Here is a 24366-nt window from a genome sequence, read left to right as displayed (position 1 = left end):
CTCCGGATCCGATGGAGCTGGCGCCGTTCGCGCCGCGACACAACCATAGCGGTGTGCCGATGACCCGAGCAACGACCGTGACGGCGCTTCGCGGAAGGCCGGTACCGGCCCCACCCCTCACTCCGTGACGACGAGCTCCCATACGCCCGCGTCGCGGGCATCCCGCACGATGATGCCCCGCCGCTCCGCCCAGGCGCGCAGTCCGCGAGCGGTCGTGATCGAGGGACGGTCTTCGGCCAGCGCGCGCACGAGATGGCCCTTCGCCTTCTTGTTGAAGTGGTTGAGCGCGCGCGTGCCTCCGTTGCCGTCATCCGTGACGACGCGAACGTAGGCCGACGCGATCGCCGCGGGAATCGGTCCGAGCGCTCCGTACGCCTCACTGCGCAGATCGAGAACGAATGACGGCGCCTCCTCGGCGATCGCCTGAGTCGTGGCCGCCGCCCAATGACGCCGCAGTGCGGGCACGCCCGGCAGCGACGTGCCGGCAGCGAGTCGATAGGCCGGGATGCCGTCGAGAGCGCCGATCGGACCGAACGGAGCCGAATGGATCCACACGTGACTCCCCAGCCACCGCCGCGATGCCCCGCCGAGCGATGCCGCATCAAGGGCGTCGAAGAGCACGCCCGTGTAGCGATCCACCGCGGGCATCGTGGGCGCCGTCGCGAGCGCGCGATTGTGAGCGATGTCTCCGAGTTGGCGTGCGCTGAGCTTCAACACCCGTTGCGCGGCCACCTCATCGCCGGAGAGGGCGACCAGTGCCTCGACCACGGCGGTGCGCTGCGGGAGGAGCGACGGCAGCGCGAGACCGGCGAAGTCGAGGGCGGGACCGTCGCCACCGGAGTGCTTGGTCTCCGACGGCGGGAGCAGGATCTTCACGAAGCCTCCGGGGAAGACAGATGCGCCCGCCTGCGACCCGGAAGGGTCGAGGCGGGCGCATCGAGGGACTGCTAGGAGATGAGAGCCGCGTTGCCGGCGACGATCGTCAGGACGTTGCCCTCCATCGAGAGGAAGCCGTCCTGCGCGTTCGCGAGCACCTTGGTGCCGTCGGTCTGCGTGATGCGGACCTGGCCCTCGGCGAGGATCGCCAGCACCGGCTCGTGGCCGGACATGAAGCCGATCTCGCCCTCGACGGTCTTGGCGATCACGAGGCTCGCCTCTCCCGTCCAGACCTCCGCGTCGGCGGAGACGAGGCTGACGTTGAGCGCCATGGTCAGGCGTTCTCCTTCTGGATCTTCGCCCACTGCTCTTCGACGTCGGAGATGCCACCGACGTTGAAGAAGGCCTGCTCGGCGACGTGGTCGAAGTCACCGCGCGTGATCGCATCGAACGACTCGATGGTCTCCTTGAGCGGCACGGTCGAACCCTCGACACCCGTGAACTTCTTGGCCATGTAGGTGTTCTGCGAGAGGAACTGCTGGATGCGGCGTGCACGCGACACGACGATCTTGTCTTCCTCGGAGAGCTCGTCGACACCGAGGATGGCGATGATCTCCTGCAGCTCCTTGTTCTTCTGGAGGATCTGCTTGACGGTGGTCGCCACGCGGTAGTGGTCCTCGCCCAAGTAGCGGGGGTCCATGATGCGCGACGTCGAGGTCAGCGGGTCGATGGCGGGGTACAGACCCTTCGACGCGATCTCACGCGAGAGCTCGGTGGTCGCATCGAGGTGGGCGAACGTCGTCGCCGGAGCCGGGTCGGTGTAGTCATCGGCCGGCACGTAGATCGCCTGGAGGGAGGTGATCGAGTGACCGCGGGTCGACGTGATGCGCTCCTGGAGCAGACCCATCTCGTCGGCGAGGTTCGGCTGGTACCCCACGGCGGACGGCATGCGGCCGAGCAGCGTGGAGACCTCGGAACCCGCCTGCGTGAAGCGGAAGATGTTGTCGATGAAGAGCAGCACGTCCTGCTTCTGCACATCGCGGAAGTACTCCGCCATGGTCAGGGCCGACAGCGCGACGCGAAGACGCGTCCCCGGCGGCTCGTCCATCTGGCCGAAGACGAGGGCGGTCTTGTCGAAGACGCCCGCCTCCTCCATCTCGTGGATGAGGTCGTTGCCCTCACGGGTGCGCTCGCCGACACCGGCGAACACCGACACACCACCGTGATCCTGTGCGACACGCTGGATCATCTCCTGGATGAGGACGGTCTTGCCCACGCCGGCGCCACCGAACAGACCGATCTTTCCACCCAGCACGTAGGGGGTCAGGAGGTCGATCGACTTGATGCCGGTCTCGAACATCTGGGTCTTGGACTCCAGCTGGTCGAAGTTCGGGGCCTTGCGGTGGATGGGCCAACGCTCGGTGACCTCGATGGTCTCACCGGGCTCGAGGTTCAGAACCTCGCCGATCACGTTGAAGACCTTGCCCTTGGTGACGTCGCCGACGGGCACGGAGATGGCCTCGCCGGTGTCGCGCACCTCCTGGCCGCGGACGATGCCGTCGGTCGGCTTCAGCGCGATGGCGCGGACGAGGTCGTCGCCGAGGTGCTGAGCGACCTCGAGGGTGATCTCGGTCGCCTCGTCACCGATGGTGATCGTGGTCTTCAGGGCGTTGTAGATGTCGGGGATCGAGTCGTGCGGGAACTCGATGTCGACAACCGGACCGTTGACGCGTGCGACGCGCCCGACGACCGCGGTCGCGGGCTGGTCAGCCGTGGCGGTGGTGGTCATTTCTTCGTCTCTTTCCTGAGGGTCTGTCAGCTCGAAGCGAGAGCGTCGGCGCCACCGACGATCTCGGCGATCTGCTGGGTGATCTCGGCCTGACGCGCGTTGTTGCGCAGGCGGGTGTAGTCGGTGATCAACTTGTCGGCGTTGTCGCTGGCGGACTTCATCGCCTTCTGCGTCGCCGCCTGCTTCGCGGCGGACGACTGCAGCAGTGCGTTGAAGACACGGCTCTGGATGTACACCGGGAGGATCGCGTCCAGCACGGTCTCGGCATCCGGCTCGAATTCGTACAGCGGGTAGATGGCGCTGCCGGCCTCCGACTCGTCGGCTTCCGCGATCTCGAGCGGGAGCAGACGGACGGATTCCGGAGACTGCGTCATCATGCTGACGAACCGGTTGAAGACGAGGTGGATCTCGTCGACGCCACCGTCGTCACCCCCGCGGGAGAACGCGTCGAGCAGGGTCGCCGAGATCTCCTCGGCGGTCTGGAACGACGGGGTGTCGGTGTCGCCGGTCCACTGCGCAGCCGACGCGATGCGACGGAACTGGAAGTAGCCCACGGCCTTGCGGCCGACGAGGTAGAACACCGGCTCCTTGCCCTGGCTGCGCAGCAGCTCGGCCACCTCGAGACCCTCACGGAGGATCTGCGAGTTGAACGCGCCGGCCAGGCCGCGGTCCGACGAGAAGATGACCACCGCGGAACGGCGGATCTGCTCGGGCTCGCGGGTGAGCGGGTGATCGACGCTCGAGTGCGTCGCGACGGCCGACACGGCCCTCGTCACGGCCCGCGCGAAGGGAGTGGACGCCTTGACGCGTCCCATCGCCTTCTGGATGCGCGAAGCCGCGATGAGTTCCATCGCCTTCGTGATCTTCTTGGTCGTCTGAGCAGAACTGATCTTCTGCTTGTAGACCCGGAGTTGTGCGCCCATGTATCAGTACCTCACGCGATTACGCGCGACGACCCTTGACGATCTTCTCCTGGTTGACGTCGTCCGCCTCGGCCGCCGCGTGCTCCTCGTGGCCGGGGGCCCCGATCGCGCCGCCCTTGCCACCCTGGAACTCCAGGATGAAGGCGTCGGTGGCCTTGCCGAGCTCGGCGACGGTGTCGTCGTCGAGGACGTTCGTCGCGCGCAGCGTGTCGAGCACCTGCGTGTTGCGACGCAGGTAGTCGAGCAGCTCGCGCTCGAAGCGCAGCACGTCTTCGACCTCGATCGTGTCGAGCTTGCCGTTCGTGCCGGCCCAGATCGAGACGACCTGCTCCTCGACGGGGTACGGCGAGTACTGCGGCTGCTTGAGCAGCTCGGTCAGACGCGCACCACGCGAGAGCTGACGGCGCGATGCCGCGTCGAGGTCGGAGGCGAACATCGCGAACGCCTCGAGCGACCGGTACTGCGCCAGCTCGAGCTTCAACGTTCCCGAGACCTTCTTGATCGACTTGACCTGAGCGTCACCGCCGACTCGCGAGACCGAGATACCCACGTCGACCGCCGGACGCTGGTTGGCGTTGAAGAGGTCGGACTGCAGGAAGATCTGGCCGTCGGTGATCGAGATCACGTTGGTCGGGATGTACGCCGACACGTCGTTCGCCTTGGTCTCGATGATCGGGAGACCGGTCATCGAGCCGGCGCCGAGCTCGTCGGACAGCTTCGCGCACCGCTCGAGCAGACGGGAGTGCAGGTAGAAGACGTCGCCGGGGTACGCCTCGCGGCCCGGCGGGCGGCGGAGCAGCAGCGACACGGCACGGTAGGCCTCGGCCTGCTTCGACAGGTCGTCGAAGATGATGAGCACGTGCTTGCCGCCGTACATCCAGTGCTGGCCGATGGCCGAACCGGTGTAGGGGGCGAGGTACTTGAAGCCGGCGGGGTCGGATGCCGGAGCGGCGACGATCGTCGTGTACTCCAGAGCACCGGCCTCTTCGAGCGCGCCCTTCACCGAGGCGATGGTCGAGCCCTTCTGGCCGATGGCGACGTAGATGCAGCGCACCTGCTTGTTGACGTCGCCCGACTCCCAGTTGGCCTTCTGGTTGATGATCGTGTCGATCGCGATGGCCGTCTTGCCGGTCTGGCGGTCGCCGATGATGAGCTGGCGCTGGCCGCGACCCACGGGGATCATCGCGTCGATCGCCTTGATGCCGGTCTGCATCGGCTCGTGAACCGACTTGCGCTGCATGACACCGGGCGCCTGCAGTTCGAGCTCGCGGACGCCCTCCGTCGCGATGGTGCCGAGGCCGTCGATCGGGTTGCCGAGCGGGTCGACCACGCGGCCGAGGTAGCCGTCGCCCACGGGGACCGACAGGACCTCTCCGGTGCGCGTGACCTCCTGGCCGGCCTCGATGCCGGTGAAGTCTCCGAGGATGACCACACCGATCTCGTGCTCGTCGAGGTTCAGGGCGAGGCCCTTCACGCCGTTCTGGAACGTCACCAGCTCGTTGGCCATGACACCGGGCAGTCCTTCGACGTGCGCGATGCCGTCTGCGGCGTCGATGACGGTGCCGACCTCGGTCGCCGCGGCCCCGGTGGGCTCGTAGGCGGCGGCGAAGTCCTTCAGCGCGTCACGGATGACGTCGGGGCTGATCGATAGTTCTGCCATTGTCTTCCCTTTGTATCTGGGTGCGCGGTTCCCCGCGCGAAGTCGTGTTAGCCCGCGAGCTTCTGGCGAAGGTCTGCGAGACGGGCGGCGATGCTGCCGTCGATGACGTCGTCGGCGATCTGCACGCGCAGGCCTCCGAGGACGGTCGGGTCGATGACGACGTTGAGCGCGATCTCTCCGCCGTAGCGACGGGAGAGCGCGTCGGCGAGGCGTGCGCGCTGGGCGTCGCTGAGAGCGGACGCGCTGTAGACCGTCGCGACCACGCGATCACGCTGGTCGGAGACGATCCGCATCGCGCGGCTCAGCAGCTGACGGATCCGCCGCTCGCGCGGCTGACGCACCATCGACGTGACGATCAGCGCCGCGGGGGCGCTCGTCGTCCCGGCGAGGAGCCGATCGATGAGAGCCACCTTCGCGTCGCGACCGCCGAGTCGGCTGCCCAGGGCAAGTTCCAACTCGGGGTTCGATGCGACGACACGGGAGAAGCCGAAGAGCTCGCCCTCGATGTCGGCGCCCGAGTCGGCGATGGTGGCGGCGCGGATCGCGAGCTCGTCGATACCGTCGATGAGTTCGTCGGCGTTCGACCAGCGCTCGGTGACGACCGTCTTGAGAACGGTGCGCGTGTTCTCCGACAGCCCGGAGAAGACGGCGGACACGACGTTCTGCCTCGCTGCGGCGGGTGCCGCCGGGTCGGCCAGCGCGCCGCTCAGCTGCGACGACTCCCCGATGGCCTGCGCGGCGGCGAAGAGCTCGCGCGCGGTCTCGAGGGTGACGCCGTTCGCTGCGGCAAGCGTCTGGATGGATGCCGCGAGTGCCTGAGTGGTCGCGCTGCCCATTACTGAGCCGCCTTCTCGGATGCCTCGAGGTCGGCGAGGAAGCGATCGACGACAGCCGTCGCACGTGCGTCGTCGGAGAGCGTCTCTCCGACCACGCCGCCGGCGAGGTCGAGAGCGAGCGTTCCGACCTCGCTGCGCAGGGAGACGAGCGCCGCCTGGCGCTCGGCCTCGATCTGCGTGTGCGCGGTCGCGGTCAGACGCGCGGCCTCGGTCGACGCCGTCTCCTTGGCTTCGGCGACGATCTTCTTGCCGTCCTCACGGGCGGCCTCGCGGATCTCACCGGCCTCGGTGCGGGCCTCGGCCAGCTGACGCGTGTACTCCTCGAGTGCCGCCTCGGCCTGCTTCTGCGCCTCGTCGGCCTTCGCGATGTTGCCCTCGATGGCGGCGGACCGCTCGTCGAGCATCTTCGTCAGCTTCGGAAGAGCGACCTTCCACACCACCGCGAGGATGATGACGAACCACAGGCCCGACCAGATGATGTCGTACCACGCCGGGATCAGCGGGTTGTGGGCCGCCTCACCCTCAGCTGCGAGGTTCGTGACAAGAGCGTTCAGCATCCTGTCTCCTTCAGAAGTCGGTGGGGATTACGCGGGGAACGGGATGAATGCGACGGCGATGCCGACGAACGCAAGCGCCTCGGTGAAGGCGATACCGATCCACATGAGGACCTGGAGACGGCCGGCCAGCTCGGGCTGACGGGCGACGCCCTCGATGGTCTTGCCGACGACGATGCCCACACCGATGGCCGGACCGATCGCTGCGAGGCCGTAGCCGACCGCACCGATGTGACCGTTGATTTCAGCGAGAACCGTAGTAGCGTCCACGGGGTTTTTCCTTTCGTTGGGTGGGACGGCAGTTGCCGACCCGCTCAGTGCTCTTCTGCGACCGCGAGCTGGATGTAGACCGCGGTGAGGACGGTGAAGACGTATGCCTGCAGCACGGCGACCAGGATCTCGAAGAGAGTGAAGGCGCCGCCGAAGGCGAGGGTTCCGACACCGAGCGCGGCCCAGCCGCCGCCCGCGGTGAAGAAGAAGAACTGGGTGGCCGCGAAGCACAGCACCAGGAGCATGTGGCCGACGACCATGTTCATCAGGAGTCGGAGCATGAGGGTGACCGGGCGCAGTACGAACGTGGAGACCAGCTCGATGATGGCCACGATCGGGAGCGCGAACACCGGAACACCCTGGGGGAAGAGCGCATTCTTGAAGAAGCGCACGCCGTGCTGACGGATGCCGGCGTAGATGAAGGTGATGTAGCTCACCACGGCGAGCAGCAGCGGCACGGCCGCGATGCTGGTACCGGCAATGTTCAGGAACGGGATAATTCCCGTGATGTTCATGAACAGCACCATGAAGAAGATCGTGGTGAGGATGGGGAGGAACCGCTCGCCGTCCTTGCGTCCGAGGAGGTCGTGCGCGATGCCGCCGCGGACGAAGCCGAGACCCATCTCGACGAGGCTCTGGAAGCGGCCGGGAACCACGCGCATGCGTCGGGTGCCGAGCCAGAGGATGAGGACCACGGCGATGACCGAGAGCAGCTGGACCAGGTGGATCCGGTGCACAGGGATGCCCGCGACGTGGAAGAGGATCTCCGGGAAGAACTCGTCGATCGAGGGGCCGTGGAACTCGCCATCGGACGCGAGTCGGGGGGTCAGGGTCGCAGCGAGATTAAACAGCGCGGGCTCCAGCTTCGGGGCACCGGTCAGAACCGGGGCGACGATGGTCGGTGTGCTTCAGGCGCAAGCGCTCGCGGGCGAGCGGCGGGCACAGGTCAACCTTATCAGAGTCACAGGGGGCGCGAGTCCGTCCCGTCGCCCCGCTCGTCGCCGGCACCGGCGTCGAGGCGCCGCGCGCCGGGAGCGACGTCCTCCGGCACCTCCGTCGGGAGGGTGGCGTCGCTGACGTGCGGCAGCCGCATGCGCGTGAGCACGACCACGTCGATCGCCAGCGACATCAGCACGCCCGCCACGATCGAGAGGAAGAACACCATCGGCACGATCCACGGCTGCCCACTCAGGACGATCATGACGACGATGAAGACGCCCAGCTTGAGCAGCCATCCACCCAGCACGATCGCGAAGAAGAGCTGCACGTAGATCGGGTCGCCGTACCAGCGGTTGGCGATGAGGATGCTGATGCCGGTGATCGCGAGGAACACGGCGGCGAGAAGGATGCCGAGGAGTCCGCTGACGAGCCCCTCCCCCTGCGCGACGGCGAAGCCGACCGCACCGGCGACGATGGCCAGGACCACCGTGGCGACCGCCGACCAGATGAGGGTGCGGCGGAGGATCGGCGTGCTGGACACAGGGCTCGGGCTCATGAGGGCTTCCTGGAGATCGGGTCGGGGGCCGCCTCGGGTCGGGCGGGACGAGAGGGCTTGAGGGTGAGGACGAGGCACGCGATGACCCCGACGACGCCGAAGGCGACCCCGGGAAGGTACTGACCCGGCCAGTCCTCACGTGCGCCGATGTACATCAGCAGCACGGCGAGCGAGATCACCGCCGTCCACGCGTAGAAGATGAGCACCGCGTCGCGATCGCGGTGACCCAGGTCGAGCATGCGGTGGTGGAGGTGCTTGCGGTCGGGAGAGAACGGCGACTTGCCCGCATGCATCCGACGCAGGACCGCGAGGCCGAAGTCGAGGAGCGGGAGCAGCACCACCATGAGCGGCAGCAGGATCGGGATAAACGCACCGAGCAGCTGGGAGCGGCCGAGACGTTCGGGGTCGATCGCCGACGGATCCATCTGCCCGGTGATCGCGACGGCGCTCGTCGCCATCAGCAGTCCGAGGACGAGCGCGCCCGAATCGCCCATGAACAGTTTCGCGGGGCTCCAGTTCCACGGCAGGAACCCGATGCAGGCGCCGATCAGGACCGCCGCGATGAACGTCGAGAGGTTGAAGTAGCTGGACGCCCCCGAGTCCCGCGTGAAGATGTAGGAGTACGCGAAGAAGACGCCGTTGGCGATCAGGCAGACCCCGGCGACCAGGCCATCCAGGCCGTCGATGAAGTTGACGGCGTTCATCACGATCACGATCGCGAACATCGTGATGGTGATGCTCAGCCAGCTGGAGAACACCAGGAGATCGCCGATGGGCAGCGAGAGGATCTGCAGCCCTCCCCCGATGGTGAGGAGCGCAGCCGCGACGAACTGGGCACCCAGCTTGATCATCCAGTCGAGGTCCCACAGGTCGTCGACCACGCCGATGACGGCGATGATGAAGGACGCGCCGAGGATCGACCACATCGTCTGGGGCGGCATCCAGATGGTCTGGAAGAACGGATTCACCGCCGAGAAGCCGATCGCCGCGGCGATGCCGAGGAAGATCGCCACTCCCCCCAGCCGCGGCTTGGGCGTGGTGTGGACGTCGCGGTCGCGGATGGCCGGATACAGCTTGAACCGGAGACTGAGCTTCCAGACGGCGCCGGTGAGCACGAAGGTGATCGCCGCCGTCAGGAGAATCGTGAACAGGTACTGCTTCACGAATCCGCACCGCGCGAGGTCGGCTCCTCCGGCTCGGGCGCGGGCTCCAGCAGGTCGCCGAGCGCCTCCTCCAGACGCTCCCGGGTCACGGCCCCGTCGCGAAGGATGCGGATACGACCCGGCTCGGCGTCCGGAGTGCGTGCCACGAGGGGCGTGGCGTCGACGATGGTCGAGGCGACGCCGTCGCGGCTCATCCCGTCGGCCAGGTACACCGCGACACTGTCGCCCAGCATCTGTTCGGCGTCGTATGCCGAGACCGCGGCGGCCATGCCGGTGAGGTTCGCACTGGAGACGGCCAGCGGCCCGGTCTCGGCGAGCAGTTCGAGGGCCACCCGCCCCTCGGGCATCCGCACGGCGACGGTGCCCTCGGTGTCCCCCAGGTCCCACACCAGGGAGGGCTGGGCGGGGAGCACGATGGTCAGCCCTCCGGGCCAGAAGGCCTCGACGAGCCGTTGGACCGGTTCCGGGACGGTCTCGGCGAGAGCGTAGAGCGTCTCCTTCGTACCGACCAGAACGGGCGGCGGCTGGTTGCGGCCGCGTCCCTTCGCATCGAGCAGTCGCTGCACGGCGGCCGGGGAGAACGCGTCGGCCCCCACGCCGTAAACGGTGTCTGTGGGCAGGACGATGAGCTCGCCACGGCTGATGGCCTGACGCGCATGGCGCATTCCGGCGAGCAGCTGAGCCTCGTCGCCGCAGTCGAAGATGGAGGACATGTCGCTGCGATTCTACGCGAGCGGCGCCGGAGATGCGGCTCAGGGACGCAGCGCCGTCGTCGCGCGGTCTCGGAGGGTCAGGTCGCGGTGCGTGGCGGTGGCCCGCCAGCCGTCATGGTGGAGGATGCCCCGGATGTCGGCCCCCTGCAGCTCCCCGTGCTCGATCACGAGCAGCCCGCCGGGGCGCAGGAGTCGCAGGGCGTTGGCGCTCAGAGCGCGGACGAGGTCGAGTCCGTCCGCCCCGCCGTACAGCGCCATCGCCGGGTCGAAGAGCCGCACCTCCGGGTCCCGCGGGATCGCGGAATCCGGCACGTACGGGGGGTTCGAGATCACGACGCTGGCGAGGCCGGCGAGCTCCGGGAAGGCGTCGGCCATGTCGGCGAGCACGAGCGTGAGGTTCTCGACGCCGTCGGTGTTCCGGCTCGCCCACGCATGGGCCTCGGGAGAGAGTTCGGCCGCGAACACGCGAGCGTGCGGCACCTCCGTCGCCATCGCGAGGGCGATCGCGCCGCTGCCCGTGCCGAGATCGATCGCGATCGGTGAGGGGTCTGGCGCGTGGAGCAGAGCGTCGATCGCATGCTGCACGACCGTCTCGGTCTCGGGCCTCGGAACGAACACCCCTGGCCCCACCGCCAGGGAGAGGTGCCGGAACGGCGCCGTTCCCGTGATGTGCTGCAGCGGCTCGCGCGCCTCGCGGCGCGCGATGAGGGCGTCCAGGCGCTCAGCCTCGTCGACCGTGAGCGCGTCGCCGCGCACCATGGCCGCCTGCAACTCGCCCCGACCGACCCCGCGCACATGACCGGCGAGCAGCTCGGCGTCGACCACGGGGTCGGGCACCCCGGCGGCGGCGAGTCGGGCGGCGGCGGCGCGCACCAGGGCGGCGACGGAGGTCTCTGGCATGTCTCCCAGCGTAGGTCCCGCGTCACAATGATCCCGTCCTGCAGCGCCTCCCATAGGCTGGACGGAAGCGACCCGCACAGGAAGGCCCCCTCATGCCCGGTATCCATTCCGACATCACGACCGCGTTCGGCAACACCCCTCTGGTGCGCCTGAACCGTGTGACCGAGGGCCTCGGGGCCACCGTCCTCGCGAAGCTCGAGTTCTACAACCCGGCGTCGAGCGTCAAGGACCGCATCGGTATCGCGATGATCAACGCCGCCGAGGCATCGGGTGAGCTGAAGCCCGGTGGGACCATCGTCGAGTCGACCAGCGGCAACACCGGCATCGCCCTCGCGATGGTGGGTGCGGCCCGCGGCTACAAGGTGATCCTCACTATGCCGGCGTCGATGTCGAAGGAGCGCCGCGTGCTGCTCAAGGCATTCGGCGCCGAGATCGTGCTCACCGACCCGACCAAGGGCATGAGCGGCGCGATCGAGATCACGAAGCAGATCGTCGCCGACACCCCCGGTGCGGTCTGGGTGCGCCAGTTCGAGAACGCCGCCAACCCGCAGATCCACCGCGAGACCACCGCGCAGGAGATCCTGCGCGACACGGACGGCGAGGTGGACATCTTCGTCGCCGGCGTCGGCACGGGCGGCACCGTCACCGGGACCGGTCAGGCGCTGAAGGCCGCCAAGCCCGGCGTCCAGGTGATCGCGGTCGAGCCGAAGGACTCCCCCGTGCTCAGTGAGGGGCACCCCGGCCCGCACAAGATTCAGGGCATCGGGCCGAACTTCGTGCCGGCCATCCTCGACCGCGATGTCATCGACGAGGTCGTGCCCGTCGAGTTCGACGACGCGATCCGCACCGCTCGTGCCCTCGCAGCCCAGGAGGGACTGCTGGTGGGCATGTCGTGCGGTGCCGCCACCTGGGCGGCGCTGCAGGTCGCTGCTCGTCCCGAGAACGCGGGCAAGAACATCGTCGTGATCCTCCCCGACACGGGCGAGCGCTACCTCTCGACGGCCCTGTTCGAAGACCTGCGCGAGGACTGACCGCCCGCATGATCGGACGAATGCGCGAGGACGTCGCCGCCGCGCGCCTGCGCGACCCCGCCGCCCGCAGCGGCCTCGAGGTCGCACTGCTCTACCCCGGCCTGCACGCCGTCTGGGCCCATCGCGTCTCGCACGCCCTCTGGCGCCGGCGGTTGCGCCTTCTCGCCCGGGCCACCTCGCAGCTCGCCCGTTCCCTCACGGGCATCGAGATCCACCCGGGGGCGCGCATCGGCCGACGCTTCTTCATCGACCACGGGATGGGCGTCGTGATCGGCGAGACCGCGGTCGTCGGCGACGACGTCATGCTCTACCACGGGGTGACCCTAGGCGGCCGCTCCCGTGACGCCGGCCGACGGCATCCGACGCTCGGCGATGGGGTCGCCGTCGGCGCAGGAGCGAAGATCCTCGGCCCGGTGACCATCGGTGCCCGGTCGGTCGTCGGCGCGAATGCCGTGGTGACGCGCGACGCCCCCGAGGACAGCGTTCTGGTCGGCGTGCCGGCGAAGCCGAGGCAGCGCTCCGGTACGGAAGACACCCGCGCTCTGTTGACCGCGCCGGACTACTCGATCTGAACCCCGGGCGCGCTCTGCGCGCCGTCCGCGACGCGGATGCCGCCGTCGGTCAGGACTCGCTGCCGACCGCCGCCAACCGCGCCTCTTCGTCGGCGGCGATCGCGGACTCGATGATGGGCCCGAGGGCGCCGTCCATCACCTGGTCGAGGTTGTACGCCTTGAACCCGGTGCGGTGATCGGCGATCCGGTTCTCGGGGAAGTTGTAGGTGCGGATGCGCTCGGAGCGGTCCATCCCGCGGATCTGCGAGCGCCGGGCATCCGACGCTGCCGCGTCGAGTTCCTCCTGCTGCTTCGCCAGTAGACGAGCACGGAGCACGCGCATGGCCGCCTCACGGTTCTGCAGCTGCGACTTCTCGTTCTGCATCGACACGACGATGCCGGTCGGCACGTGCGTGATCCGCACGGCGGAGTCGGTCGTGTTGACCGACTGACCGCCCGGCCCCGACGATCGGAACACGTCGATCTTCAGATCGTTCTGGTTGATCTCGATCTCGTCGGGTTCGTCGACCTCGGGGAAGACGAGCACGCCGGTGGTCGAGGTGTGGATGCGCCCCTGCGATTCCGTGGCCGGCACCCGCTGCACACGGTGCACGCCGCCCTCGTACTTGAGGTGCGCCCAGACGCCCTGCGCGGGGTCCGTCGACGTGCCCTTGATAGCCACCTGGACGTCTTTGTAGCCACCGAGGTCCGACTCGTTCCGTTCGAGGAGCTCGGTCTTCCAGCCCCTCGACGCCGCGTACTGCACGTACATGCGCAACAGGTCTGCGGCGAAGAGCGCGCTCTCGGCGCCGCCCTCCCCCGCCTTGATCTCCATGATCACGTCGCGCGCGTCGTCGGGGTCCCGCGGGATGAGAAGGCGACGCAGCTTCTCCTGCGCCTGCTGCAGCTCGGTCTCGAGGGCCGGGATCTCGGCGGCGAACGCCTCGTCCTCGCGGGCGAGCTCCCTCGCCGCATCGAGATCTTCGGACGCCGCCACCCATGACTCATGCGCCGAGACGATGCGCGACAGCTCGGCGTAGCGCCGATTGACGCGTTTCGCCCGCGCGGCGTCGGCGTGCACCGCCGGGTCGGAGAGTTCCTCCTGCACCCGGCGGTGCTCGTCGATCAGAGTCTGGACGGACTCGAACACGGCGGTTCCGCTCAGCGGATGTTGTTGTCGTGCGCGCCCGAGGGCAGCGTCGGGATCGACTTCTGCATCTGCACGAGGAACTCGACGTTCGACTGCGTCTCCTTGAGCTTGCCGAGCACGACCTCGAGGGCCTGCTGGGTGTCGAGGCCCGCGAGGGCACGACGCAGCTTCCAGGTGATCTTGACCTCGTCGTTCGAGAGCAGCATCTCCTCGCGACGGGTGCTCGACGCGTTGACGTCGACCGCCGGGAAGATGCGCTTGTCGGCGAGAGCCCGCGAGAGGCGCAGCTCGCTGTTGCCGGTGCCCTTGAACTCCTCGAAGATGACCTCGTCCATCTTGGAGCCCGTCTCGACGAGCGCCGTGGCGAGGATCGTGAGCGATCCGCCGTTCTCGATGTTGCGCGCGGCGCCGAAGAACCGCTTGGGCGGGTACAGCGCCGAGGCGTCGACTCCACCGGTGAGCACACGACCCGACGCGGGGGCGGCGAGGTTGTACGCACGCCCCAGACGGGTGATCGAGTCGAGCAGCACGACGACGTCGCGGCCCAGTTCGACGAGGCGCTTGGCGCGCTCGATCGCGAGCTCGGCGACGGTGGTGTGGTCTTCGGCCGGACGGTCGAACGTCGAGGCGATGACCTCGCCCTTGACCGTGCGCTCCATGTCGGTGACCTCTTCGGGGCGCTCGTCGACGAGCACGACCATGAGGTGCACCTCGGGGTTGTTCTGCGCGATCGCGTTCGCGATCTGCTGCAGCACGATGGTCTTACCCGCCTTGGGGGGCGCGACGATCAGACCGCGCTGGCCCTTGCCGATCGGGGCGACGAGGTCGATGATCCGCTGGGTGAGCTTCTCGGGCGCGGTCTCGAGGCGCAGACGCTCCTGCGGGTACAGCGGCGTCAGCTTGCCGAACTCGACCCGCGTCGCGGCGTCGTCGATCGACAGGCCGTTGATCGAGTCGACCTTGACGAGCGCGTTGTACTTCTGGCGACCCTGCTGATCGCCCTCGCGCGGCTGCTTGATGGCGCCGACGATCGCATCGCCCTTGCGCAGGTTGTACTTCTTGACCTGACCGAGCGAGACGTAGACGTCGCTGGGTCCGGCGAGGTAGCCGGTGGTGCGCACGAACGCGTAGTTGTCGAGCACGTCGAGGATGCCCGCGATGGGGATGAGAACGTCATCCTCGCCGATCTCGGTCTCGAACTCGTCGACGGGTCCGGTGCCGCGACGCTTGTTGCGCTGACGGTTGCGGCCGTTGCCGCCCTGCTCGTCCTCGGCGGGGGCGCTCTGCTGCGGCTGGTCCTGACCGCCGCCGTTCTGGCCTCGCCCGCGGTTGCGGCTGCGGTTGCGGCTCCGGCTGCGTCCGCCCTGTTCGTCGCCACCCTCGCCGTTCTCGCCGGACTGCTCGGACGATGCCGGCTCGACACTCGCGGCCTCGGAGGAGGCTGCGGCAGGAGCGGCGTCGGTCTCGGAGTCGGTCTTCTTGGGCGTGCGGCGACCGCGGCCCTTGGCCTTGGGTGCACCCTGCGCGTCGTCGGAGCTCTCCGCGGCGGGCTGCTCGCCCTTCGCGGCGGCCGACGGCGCGTCGCTCTGCGCGGGAGCCTCGGCCGGGGCCGGCGCGGAGGATCCGCCGTCGGCGACGGGGGCCTCGGGGGCGTCAGCGTCGGCCTTCTTCGCACGGGTCCGGCGCGGGGCCTTCGCCTTCGGCGCAGCCTCGGCCTGCTCGGCGGCCGGAGCCGCGGCCGCCGCCGGCGCGGTCTCAGCGCTCGGGGCGGCCTCGCCCGCCTTCTCGGCCTTGGCCGCGGCAGTGGCCGTCGTCGCACGTCGCGGTGCGCGCTTACGGGCCGGCGCCGAGGCGGTGCCAGCGGAGGCGTCGACGGCCGGAGCGGCCTGATCGTTCTGGGTCTCGGAGAGGTTCTCCACGAGTACTCCCTCTATGTCTCGGGAAATGAGCGGTCCACGCACGCAACGGGTGCTGCGCGCGATCGCACGGGCTGACGCTCGGCGTCAGCCGCCTTTGGCACGTGTGCCGGGAGGATGGACGTGCGGGTCTTGCAAGATCTGCAATGGGGCCAGATTCACGAAGAAGTTACGTGGAGCCCTCCGCTCGATCCCCCACTGTACCACCCCGCACATCGACGGCGAGCAGGAGCGCGTCCCACGGAGTGTCGGTCACCTGGGCAGCCAGATCCAGAGCCTCCTGGCGCCGGCCGGGCCCGTCGGCGAGCACGAGCACGCTGGGGCCGGCACCCGAGACGACGGCGGCGAAGCCGGCGGCCCTGAGCGCCTGCACGAGCCGTTGCGTCTCGGGCATGGCCTCGGCCCGGTAGTCCTGGTGCAGCCGATCAGCGGTGGCGTCGAGCAGCAGCTCCGGGCTCTGGGTCAGCGCCGCGATCAGCAGCGCAGAGCGCGAGACGTTGAAGACGGCGTCGGCCGTCGACACGTGCGGCGGCTGGAGCGATCGTGCCTGCGACGTCGACATCGTGTAGGCCGGGACGAGCACGAGCGGCGAGACGCCGCGGTGCACGAGGAGCTTTTTGTGCATCGGCCCCCGCTCGCCCATCCAGGCGATGGTGAGGCCGCCGAACAGTGCCGGAGCGACGTTGTCGGGATGCCCCTCGATCTCGGTCGCGAGGCGGAGCAGGTCGTCGTCGCCGATCTCGACGTCGCCGGCCAGCAGGCCCTTGGCGATCAGCACTCCCGCCACGACGGCCGCGCCGGACGAGCCGAGTCCGCGTCCGTGCGGAACCCCGTTCTCGGCGGCGATACGCAGACCGGGCATCGGGCGTCCTGCATCCGCGTAGACATGCGCGACCGTGCGGACGATGAGGTTCGAGGCGTCGCGAGGGATGTCCTCCGCGCCCGACCCGGAGACCTCGATCTCGAGCTCACCGGCGGGCAGCTCGGTCACCACGAGGGCGTCGTAGACGCTGAGAGCGAGCCCGAGGGTGTCGAAGCCGGGCCCGAGGTTGGCGCTGGTCGCGGGGACGACCACCTCGATGGTGCGGCCCAGGCCCACCGTCACTCGCCTTCCACGCGCAGCACCGACACCACGCGCTCCACGACGGCGCTGGCGGCGAGGGCATCCACGGCGGCGCTGAGGGCACGGTCGGCGGCGCGGTGCGTGCCGATGATGAGTCGCGCGGTCGGCTCCTCCTCGCCCTCGACCGTCTGGACGATGGTCGCGACCGACACGTCGCCGTCGCTCAGGATGCCGGCGACCGTCGCGAGCACGCCCGGCGCATCGGCCACCTCGAGCGTGATCTGGTAGCGCGTGGTGACGAAGCCGATCGGGACGACCGGCAGGTTGGCCCGGGTGGACTCGCCCACGCCCACACCGCCGGCGATGTGGCGGCGCGCAGCCGACACGACGTCGCCGAGGACGGCGGACGCGGTCTGGACGCCGCCGGCGCCCGCGCCGTAGAACATCAGCGAGCCGGCGGCCTCCGCCTCGACGAACACCGCGTTGTTCGCGCCGTGCACCGAAGCGAGAGGGTGCGACTGCGGCACCAGAGCGGGGTACACGCGCACCGAGATCGACTCGGTGCCCTCGACGACCACGCGCTCGCAGACGGCGAGAAGCTTGATGACGAGTCCGGCCGAACGGGCCTCCTCGATCATCGAGGCCGTCACCGACGTGATGCCCTCTCGGTGCACCGCGTCGAGCGGCACCGCCGTGTGGAACGCGAGGCTGGCGAGGATCGCCGCCTTCTGCGCGGCGTCGTACCCCTCGACATCCGCCGTGGGGTCGGCCTCGGCGTATCCGAGACGCTGCGCATCGGCGAGCACGTCGGCGAAGTCGGCGCCCTCGGTCTCCATGCGGTCGAGGATGTAGTTCGTGGTGCCGTTGACGATGCCCATGATGCGCACGATGCGGTCACCGGCCAGCGAGTCGCGCAACGGCCGGATGATCGGGATGGCGCCGGCGGCCGCGGCCTCGTAGTGCACCGACGCGCCGACACGGTCGGCCGCCTCGAAGAGCTCGGGCCCGTGGGTGGCGAGCAGCGCCTTGTTCGCCGTGACGACGTCGGCACCCGCGCCGATCGCCTGCAGGATGGTCGTGCGCGCCGGCTCGATGCCGCCGATCAGTTCGATGACGATGTCGGCGCCGAGCACCAGCGACTCGGCATCGGTCGTGAAGAGCTCGCGCGGCAGATCCACGTCGCGAGGGGCGTCGAGGTCGCGCACGGCGATGCCGGCGAGCTCCAGCTCCGCACCCGCCCGATCGGCGAGCTCGTCACCGTGCCGCAGCAGCAGGTCGGCCACCTGCGAGCCGACCGCTCCGGCGCCGAGCAGCGCCACTCGAAGTCGTCGGTAATCAGCCATGGTCACTCCTTCGGGGGTGGGTCATTTCTCTCCCTCGGGGGCCGGGGCCCCGTCGATGCCCGCGTCGCGGGCCAGCAGGTCGTCGACCGTCTCGCCGCGCACGATGATGCGCGACCGGCCACCGCTCACCGCGACCACCGGCGGACGGGGCACGTGGTTGTAGTTGCTCGCGAGCGAGACGCAATAGGCGCCCGTGACGGGCACCGCGAGCAGATCGCCCGGGGTGAGGTCGGCGGGGAGGTATTCGTGGTCGACGACGATGTCGCCCGATTCGCAGTGCTTGCCGACGACACGACTGAGGCGCGGCTCGCCGTCGCCCGCGCGCGACGCGAGACGGGCCGAGTACTGCGCACCGTAGAGAGCCGGACGGGCGTTGTCGCTCATCCCGCCGTCGACGCTGACGTACCGGCGGGTGGCGCCGGCGTCGACCGTGACGTCCTTGGTTGTCCCGACCTCGTAGAGCGTCACCCCCGCGGTGCCGATGATCGCACGGCCGGGTTCGAACGACAGGGCCGGAACCGGGATGCCGCGGGCGGCGCAGCCCTCGGCGACCGCGGAGACGATCTCGGACGCCAGGGTGTCGATCGGGGTCGGGTGGTCGGCCCGCGTGTAGGCGATGCCGAAGCCGCCGCCGAGATTCATCTGGGGCACCGGACCGTGCGCGAGCAGGGCCGCGTGCAGCTCGAGCACGCGCTCGGCCGACTCGCGGAACCCGGCGACGCCGAAGATCTGCGAACCGATGTGGCAGTGCAGCCCGGCGAAGTCGAGACCGGGGATCTCGCGGATCCGTGCGACGGCGGCCTCGGCCTCGTCGAGCGGGAAGCCGAACTTCTGGTCTTCGTGAGCGGTCGCTAGGAAGTCGTGCGTCTCGGCGTGCACGCCGCTGACCACGCGGACGAGCACCCGCTGCACGGCGCCGACGCGAGCGGTGATGGCCGCCAGGCGCTCGATCTCGATGGCGCTGTCGACGATGACGGAACCCACCCCCACCTCGACCGCGCGTTCCAGCTCGGCGACCGATTTGTTGTTACCGTGGAAGCCGATCGCGCCCGGGGCGACTCCCGCGGCCAATGCGACGGCGAGCTCGCCGCCCGTGCAGACGTCGACGCGCAGACCCTCGTCGATCACCCAACGGGCGACCGTCGTGCTGAGGAAGGCCTTGCCGGCGTAGTAGACCTGCGCCGTCGTGCCGTTCCGCGCCGCCGCCTCGTCGAAGGCCGCACGGAACGCGCGGGCCCGTGAGCGCGCCTCGTCCTCATCGAGAACGAGGACGGGCGTGCCGTAGGTGCGCGCGAGGGTCGCGGCATCCACCCCGCCGAGGGCGAGCACGCCGTCGGCGTCGCGGGCGGCGCTCGCGGGCCACACGCCCGGGGCGAGGTCGTTCGCATCTTCGGGCACGGTGAGCCACTCGGGCGCGAGCGAATGGGCAGCGGAGAGCACGGAACACCAATCGTGGGGCGGGGAGGGGGGCGACGGGCGCCCTTCGAGACCTGCCCCGATTCTAGGGCACCGCACAGGCCCTCCTAGCCAGGGTGACGACGCTCCCGCAACCCCTGTGCCCCGCCGCCCGCGCGCTCCTAGGGTGGGACCGTGAGCACCTCGCCGAACCCCGAACGATCGCACAGCACCGACGTCGAGCGCGACGCCGCACCCGCGGACGGTGCGCCCACGGCGAGCACCCCCGGGCCGATCCCCCGCGCTGTCGCCGCGGTCATCCGGTGGGCGCTCATCCGCAAGCCGGTGCGCGCGTTCCTGCTCTACAGCGAGCGGCGCGGCGCCATGCTGGCCGACAGCGTGACCTACCGGGCGCTCTTCAGCGTCTTCGCCGGCGTGCTGCTCGGCTTCTCGGTCGCCGCGCTCTGGCTCGCGGGCAACCCGCAGGCGTGGGACGCGATCATCGACGCCGTGCAGTCGGTCGTTCCGGGGCTGATCGGCGACGACGGTGTCATCGACCCGTCCCAGTTGCGCGAACCGGTGTCGCTATCGTTCGCCGGTGCGATCTCGACGGTGGCGCTCATCGGAGCTGCTCTCGGGGCCGTCGGATCCCTTCGCACGGCGGTGCGCGTGATCTCGGGCACGGCGCAGAGCGACATCCTGTTCATCTGGGTCATCCTGCGCAACCTCGCGCTCGCCGTCGGCATCGGCGCCTCATTCGTGGCAGCGGCCTTCCTGTCGATCGCCGGTCGCGTCGGCATCGGCTGGATCGCGGGCCTGGTGGGTCTTCCCGAGGACTCCCCCGTCGCAACCTGGGGCGTGCGGATCATCTCGCTCGTCATCGTGTTCGCGCTGAACACGGGGCTGCTCATCGCGGTCTTCCTGCTGCTGTCCGGCGTGAAGCCCGCGGCCCGTTCGCTGTGGTCCGGTGCACTGCTCGGCGCTTTCGGCCTCCTCGTGCTGCAGGAGCTCTCGTCGCTCTTCGTGGGCGGGGCCACGAGCAATCCTCTGCTCGCGTCGTTCGCGTCTCTCCTGGCGCTCCTCATCTGGCTCAACCTGTCGGCGCAGGTCATGCTGATCGCGTGCGCCTACATCGTCACCGGCGAGGAGGAGGTGCGCGACCGCGTGCGCGCGCGCTACGGCGCGACGACGTTCCCGCAGCGACGGGTGCAGCGCGCGGAGGTCGACGTGCAGATCGCGACGGACGAGCTGCGCGAGGCGCAGAAGGCCGCTGCCGAGGCCTGACGACGACGGACCAGCGTGCGGCCCGTCCTCACCGTCCGGGGCAGGTGCCCTTCTCGAGCAGCGTCTCGTCGGTGGCGATCGCTCCGTCGACGTCGAGGTCGATGACCGCGGCGGTGCCCTCGATCTCGAGTCCGGTGAGTGTGAGACCCGCCGGCAGCTGGTCGGCGATGCAGATGCGTTGCGGCTCGGTCAGCCCCGAACCGATCGCTCCCAGGTTGGATCCGACGTCGGATGCATCGATCTCGATCCCCCCGATGCTCGCCGACACGGGGGTCAGCTCGAGGTCTCCGTCGACCGCTCCGGGCGTCAGGGTGAGCGACACGGGCACGGAGGCACCGAGCACGCTGATCGATCCGGACACGGTGGCGTTCGGCGCATCGAGCGCGACGGTCTCGATCGGCAGGTCGGTCGATGCGAGCAGGGCGGTGAACTGGTCCTGATCGATGCGGATCGTACCCTCGGCGCTGCGCAGGTCTCCCCCGCGCAGCGGCACTCCTGTGGCCGTCACGTCGGCCGCGCCGGTGATGCCCTCGAGCGTCACCCGATCGGTCGACAGGTGAAGGCGGTCGAGCGAGCCCCCGATCAACTGCGTCAGCAGGATGCCGTCGGCCTCCACGTCGAGCTGCTGATCGGCGGGCAGGTCGAGCTGCTCGATCACCAGGGAACGCACCACCCCCGGGAGTACGGCGCGGGCCACGAACTCGGCCGCGACGACCAGGGCGGCAAGCACGAGAACGATCACGAGGATCACCCAGGGCCAGCGGCGACGCCGGCGCGCCCCCGCCGCCGGACGCTCGTCGCCCGGCAGCACGAGCGTGGGATGCTCGGCATCCGGTTCCGGGTACGGCAGCGTGCGGTTGTCGTCGCTCATGGAACCATGATGCCGTAGGCGTCGGCGTCGACTGTCGTCACATGCGTTCCGGAGCGGACACCCCGAGCAGGTCGAGCCCGTTGCGGAACACCTGTCCCGCGGCGTCGTTCAGCCACAGACGCGTGCGGTGCACGCTCTCGATCGGGTCGTCGCCCTGCGGGATCACGCGGCAGTTGTCGTACCAGCGGTGGTACAGGCCGGCGAGTTCCTCGAGGTAGCGGGCGACGCGGTGCGGCTCGCGCACCTCGGCGGCGAACGCCACGATGCGCGGGAACTCCTGCAGAGCACCAAGCAGCGCGGCCTCGGACGCATGGGTCAGGGTCTCGGGCGCGAACTCGGAGCGGTCGACGCCCGAGTCGTGCGCGTTGCGGCTCACGTTGTGCGTGCGGGCGTGCGCGTATTGCACGTAGAACACGGGGTTGTCGTTCGTGCGCTTCTGCAGCAGCTCGGGGTCGAGGTCGAGCGGCGAGTCGGCCGGCGATCGCTCGAGCGAGTAGCGCAGCGCGTCGGTGCCGAGCCAGTCGAGGAGGTCGTCCATCTCGATGATGTTGCCGGCGCGCTTGCTCAGACGCGCTCCGTTGATCGACACCATCTGCCCGATGAGCACCTGGATGTTCTTCTCGGGGTCCTCCCCCGCCGCGCCGGCCACGGCCTTGAGGCGGTGCACATAACCGTGGTGGTCGGCGCCGAGGAGGTAGATCTTGTTCTGGAAGCCGCGGTCGCCCTTGTTCAGGTAGTACGCGGCGTCGGCGGCGAAGTAGGTGTACTCGCCGTTGGAGCGGCGGATCACCCGGTCCTTGTCGTCACCGAAATCGGTGGTGCGCACCCACACGGCACCATCCTCGTCGTAGACATGACCCTGCTCGCGCAGGCGCTCGACCGCCTGGTCGATGAGGCTCGACCCCGTGGCGTCCTTCGCGTGCAGCGTGCGCTCCGAGAACCAGACGTCGAACGGCACGTTGAAACGGTCGAGCGAGTGCTTGATCTCGGCGAGCTGGTACTCGTAGCCGAGATCGCGCGCGACCACGAGCTGCTCGGCGTCCGGGAGCGAGAGGAGGTCGGGACGCGCATCGAGGATGCGCGCGGCCAGCGTCGCGATGTACTCGCCGGGGTAGCCGCCTTCGGGCGTCGGCTCCCCCTTGGCTGCCGCGACCAGCGAACCGGCGAACCGGTCCATCTGCGCACCGGCGTCGTTGATGTAGTACTCGCGTACGGCGTGCGCGCCGCTGGCGAGGAGCAGGCGCACGATCGCGTCACCGAGCGCGGCCCAGCGGGTGTGGGCGATGTGCAGCGGGCCGGTCGGGTTCGCCGAGACGAACTCCAGGTTGACGCTGACGCCCTGCTGCGACGTGTTGGTGCCGTATGCGGGGCCGGCGTCGACGATGGTCTTCGCGAGCGCGCCGGCAGCGGCGGCCTCGAGTCGGATGTTGAGGAAGCCGGGGCCGGCGACCTCGGCGCTCGCGATCCCTTCGACCGAGAGCAGACCGTCGGCGATCTGCTGGGCGAGCTCGCGCGGGTTCACCCCGAGCGGCTTCGCCAGGCGCATCGCGATGTTCGATGCCCAGTCCCCGTGGTCGCGGTTGCGCGGGCGCTCGAGAACGATGTCGGATGCCGTGAGTCCGAGTGCCTCGCCCGGGCGTCGCTCGTCGGCGATCGGGGCGACGACGGAAAGAAGCGCTGCGGCGAGGGTTTCAGGATTCATAGGTGACCCAGTTTACGGCGCGGAGAGGCGGCGAATTCGCGAAACGGCCGACGTGACCTACCCTCGTCCCATGACCGCCGTTCCCGCCCGCCGTCGTCTGCGCCGTGCCGCCATTGCCACTGCACTCGCGCTCGCCGTCGCGGCCGGTGTGCTCGGCGTCTGGCGCCCCTGGGCTCCTCTTCCGTCGGCCGCGCCGGTGGGTGCCGCGGACGGCGCACCCGCGGCGCTGGTGGCCCCGACGCCGCTCGCGCTCCCCGAGCATCCGACCGTCCTGGTCTTCGGCGACTCGTGGACCTACGGTTCGGCGGCCACCGTGCCCACGGAGGGCTACGCATACGTGCTCGCCGATCTGCTCGACGGCAAGACGATCGTCGACGGCGTGCGCGGCAGCGGATACCTGAAGCCCGGCATCGACGGCCCGACCTTCGGCGAGCGCATTGCGGCGCTCGACCCGTCCCTCGCCCCCGACCTCGTCGTCGTGCAGGGCTCGATCAACGACCGCGAGCAGGGCGAGGCGGGCTACCGGGAGGCGGTCACGGCCGCCTGGGACGCCCTGGCAGCGACATATCCGGAGGCGGCGATCGTGATCCTCGGACCGGCGCCGCACCAGCTCCCCGCCGCCGCGGGTACCGTGCGCATCGACCGGGACCTCGGCGAACTCGCGGCCGCGCGCGGCTGGTGGTACATCTCTCCCCTCGCCGACGGATGGATCACCGAGCAGAACTATCTCGACGTCATCGATGTCGAGGTGGGGCGCCGGCATCCGTCCACCGACGGGCACCGGTACCTCGCCGAGAAGCTCGCCGCCGCGCTCGGTGAACTGGGCGACGCGCCGGTCACCGTCGCCGGCGGTTCGGAGACCACCCCCGAGCAGTGATATC

At 69.5% G+C, this 24366-nt stretch carries 24 protein-coding genes; 4 read left to right on the top strand and 20 right to left on the bottom strand.

The features are described 5' to 3' along the window. Positions 1-117: 117 nt before the first annotated feature. The 13 genes from RWS82_RS03225 to prmC form a co-directional block, all read right to left on the bottom strand. Positions 118-876, bottom strand: a complete 759-nt coding sequence (locus RWS82_RS03225) for a peroxide stress protein YaaA (RefSeq protein WP_314646843.1) — start codon at positions 874-876, stop codon at positions 118-120. A gap of 71 nt (positions 877-947) precedes the next feature. Further along, complete coding sequence (locus tag RWS82_RS03220) at positions 948-1208, bottom strand: F0F1 ATP synthase subunit epsilon (RefSeq protein WP_314646841.1); 261 nt, start codon at positions 1206-1208, stop codon at positions 948-950. A gap of 2 nt (positions 1209-1210) precedes the next feature. Then, entirely contained in the window at positions 1211-2665 is a 1455-nt protein-coding gene (gene atpD, locus RWS82_RS03215; protein ID WP_314646840.1) for a F0F1 ATP synthase subunit beta, read from the bottom strand. Positions 2666-2691: 26 nt separating this feature from the next. Beyond that, positions 2692-3588, bottom strand: a complete 897-nt coding sequence (locus tag RWS82_RS03210; protein ID WP_314646838.1) for a F0F1 ATP synthase subunit gamma — start codon at positions 3586-3588, stop codon at positions 2692-2694. A 19-nt stretch (positions 3589-3607) separates the two neighbouring features. After that, complete coding sequence (gene atpA, locus RWS82_RS03205; RefSeq protein WP_314646836.1) at positions 3608-5248, bottom strand: F0F1 ATP synthase subunit alpha; 1641 nt, start codon at positions 5246-5248, stop codon at positions 3608-3610. Between the two features lie 47 nt (positions 5249-5295). Continuing rightward, a complete protein-coding gene (locus RWS82_RS03200; protein ID WP_314646833.1) occupies positions 5296-6084 on the bottom strand; it encodes a F0F1 ATP synthase subunit delta in 789 nt (262 codons plus the stop codon). Beyond that, on the bottom strand, positions 6084-6641 hold the full coding sequence (locus RWS82_RS03195) for a F0F1 ATP synthase subunit B (RefSeq protein WP_314097611.1): 558 nt from the start codon (positions 6639-6641) through the stop codon (positions 6084-6086). Before RWS82_RS03195 ends, RWS82_RS03200 begins: the two co-directional genes overlap by 1 nt. A gap of 27 nt (positions 6642-6668) precedes the next feature. Beyond that, positions 6669-6908 (bottom strand): ATP synthase F0 subunit C, encoded by a 240-nt coding sequence (atpE, locus tag RWS82_RS03190; protein ID WP_045265023.1) that lies wholly within the window; start codon positions 6906-6908, stop codon positions 6669-6671. A gap of 44 nt (positions 6909-6952) precedes the next feature. Then, positions 6953-7738, bottom strand: coding sequence for a F0F1 ATP synthase subunit A (gene atpB / locus RWS82_RS03185; RefSeq protein WP_400190068.1), 786 nt, complete (start codon positions 7736-7738; stop codon positions 6953-6955). 131 nt (positions 7739-7869) lie between these two features. After that, a complete protein-coding gene (locus RWS82_RS03180; RefSeq protein ID WP_314646829.1) occupies positions 7870-8403 on the bottom strand; it encodes a hypothetical protein in 534 nt (177 codons plus the stop codon). Beyond that, positions 8400-9566, bottom strand: coding sequence for an MraY family glycosyltransferase (locus RWS82_RS03175; RefSeq protein WP_314646827.1), 1167 nt, complete (start codon positions 9564-9566; stop codon positions 8400-8402). Before RWS82_RS03175 ends, RWS82_RS03180 begins: the two co-directional genes overlap by 4 nt. Further along, the gene (locus tag RWS82_RS03170; protein WP_314646825.1) at positions 9563-10279 is read right to left on the bottom strand and encodes an L-threonylcarbamoyladenylate synthase; all 717 of its coding nucleotides are present in this window, start codon (positions 10277-10279) and stop codon (positions 9563-9565) included. The genes RWS82_RS03175 and RWS82_RS03170 overlap by 4 nt, the downstream gene beginning before the upstream one ends. Positions 10280-10318: 39 nt before the next feature. Beyond that, positions 10319-11179: a peptide chain release factor N(5)-glutamine methyltransferase gene (gene prmC, locus RWS82_RS03165; protein WP_314646822.1), complete on the bottom strand. Its 861-nt coding sequence runs from the start codon at positions 11177-11179 to the stop codon at positions 10319-10321. Between the two features lie 92 nt (positions 11180-11271). Between prmC and cysK the strand changes: the two genes are divergently transcribed. Then, a complete protein-coding gene (gene cysK / locus RWS82_RS03160; protein WP_314646819.1) occupies positions 11272-12210 on the top strand; it encodes a cysteine synthase A in 939 nt (312 codons plus the stop codon). Between the two features lie 8 nt (positions 12211-12218). Continuing rightward, a complete protein-coding gene (gene epsC, locus RWS82_RS03155) occupies positions 12219-12782 on the top strand; it encodes a serine O-acetyltransferase EpsC (protein ID WP_314646816.1) in 564 nt (187 codons plus the stop codon). Between the two features lie 49 nt (positions 12783-12831). Here the strand turns inward: epsC and prfA are convergent, their stop codons facing one another. The 5 genes from prfA to lysA form a co-directional block, all read right to left on the bottom strand. Beyond that, positions 12832-13911 (bottom strand): peptide chain release factor 1, encoded by a 1080-nt coding sequence (prfA, locus tag RWS82_RS03150; protein ID WP_314646814.1) that lies wholly within the window; start codon positions 13909-13911, stop codon positions 12832-12834. Between the two features lie 11 nt (positions 13912-13922). Further along, complete coding sequence (rho, locus tag RWS82_RS03145; protein WP_314646811.1) at positions 13923-15830, bottom strand: transcription termination factor Rho; 1908 nt, start codon at positions 15828-15830, stop codon at positions 13923-13925. A 166-nt stretch (positions 15831-15996) separates the two neighbouring features. Continuing rightward, the gene (thrB, locus tag RWS82_RS03140) at positions 15997-16932 is read right to left on the bottom strand and encodes a homoserine kinase (protein WP_314646809.1); all 936 of its coding nucleotides are present in this window, start codon (positions 16930-16932) and stop codon (positions 15997-15999) included. Then, on the bottom strand, positions 16929-18233 hold the full coding sequence (locus tag RWS82_RS03135) for a homoserine dehydrogenase (protein ID WP_314646807.1): 1305 nt from the start codon (positions 18231-18233) through the stop codon (positions 16929-16931). The genes thrB and RWS82_RS03135 overlap by 4 nt, the downstream gene beginning before the upstream one ends. A 21-nt stretch (positions 18234-18254) precedes the next feature. Next, entirely contained in the window at positions 18255-19673 is a 1419-nt protein-coding gene (gene lysA / locus RWS82_RS03130) for a diaminopimelate decarboxylase (RefSeq protein WP_314646804.1), read from the bottom strand. A gap of 150 nt (positions 19674-19823) precedes the next feature. Here lysA and RWS82_RS03125 point away from each other — a divergent pair, with 150 nt between their 5' ends. Continuing rightward, a complete protein-coding gene (locus RWS82_RS03125; RefSeq protein ID WP_314646801.1) occupies positions 19824-20912 on the top strand; it encodes a YihY/virulence factor BrkB family protein in 1089 nt (362 codons plus the stop codon). A 28-nt stretch (positions 20913-20940) separates the two neighbouring features. Here RWS82_RS03125 and RWS82_RS03120 read toward each other — a convergent pair whose 3' ends face one another. After that, positions 20941-21783: a DUF2993 domain-containing protein gene (locus tag RWS82_RS03120; RefSeq protein ID WP_314646798.1), complete on the bottom strand. Its 843-nt coding sequence runs from the start codon at positions 21781-21783 to the stop codon at positions 20941-20943. Between the two features lie 37 nt (positions 21784-21820). Next, positions 21821-23485, bottom strand: a complete 1665-nt coding sequence (gene argS, locus RWS82_RS03115; RefSeq protein ID WP_314646796.1) for an arginine--tRNA ligase — start codon at positions 23483-23485, stop codon at positions 21821-21823. A 70-nt stretch (positions 23486-23555) separates the two neighbouring features. On the opposite strand from argS, the gene RWS82_RS03110 reads away from it, so the two are divergent. Then, positions 23556-24362, top strand: a complete 807-nt coding sequence (locus tag RWS82_RS03110) for an SGNH/GDSL hydrolase family protein (RefSeq protein ID WP_314646794.1) — start codon at positions 23556-23558, stop codon at positions 24360-24362. The last annotated feature ends 4 nt before the right edge of the window (positions 24363-24366 follow it).

Origin of the sequence: uncultured Microbacterium sp. (assembly GCF_963528945.1) — a bacterium.
Classification (GTDB): Bacteria; Actinomycetota; Actinomycetes; order Actinomycetales; family Microbacteriaceae; genus Microbacterium.
The sequence above is the reverse complement of the archived record's forward strand: the minus strand, read 5'-3'. Positions and strand labels throughout refer to the sequence as shown.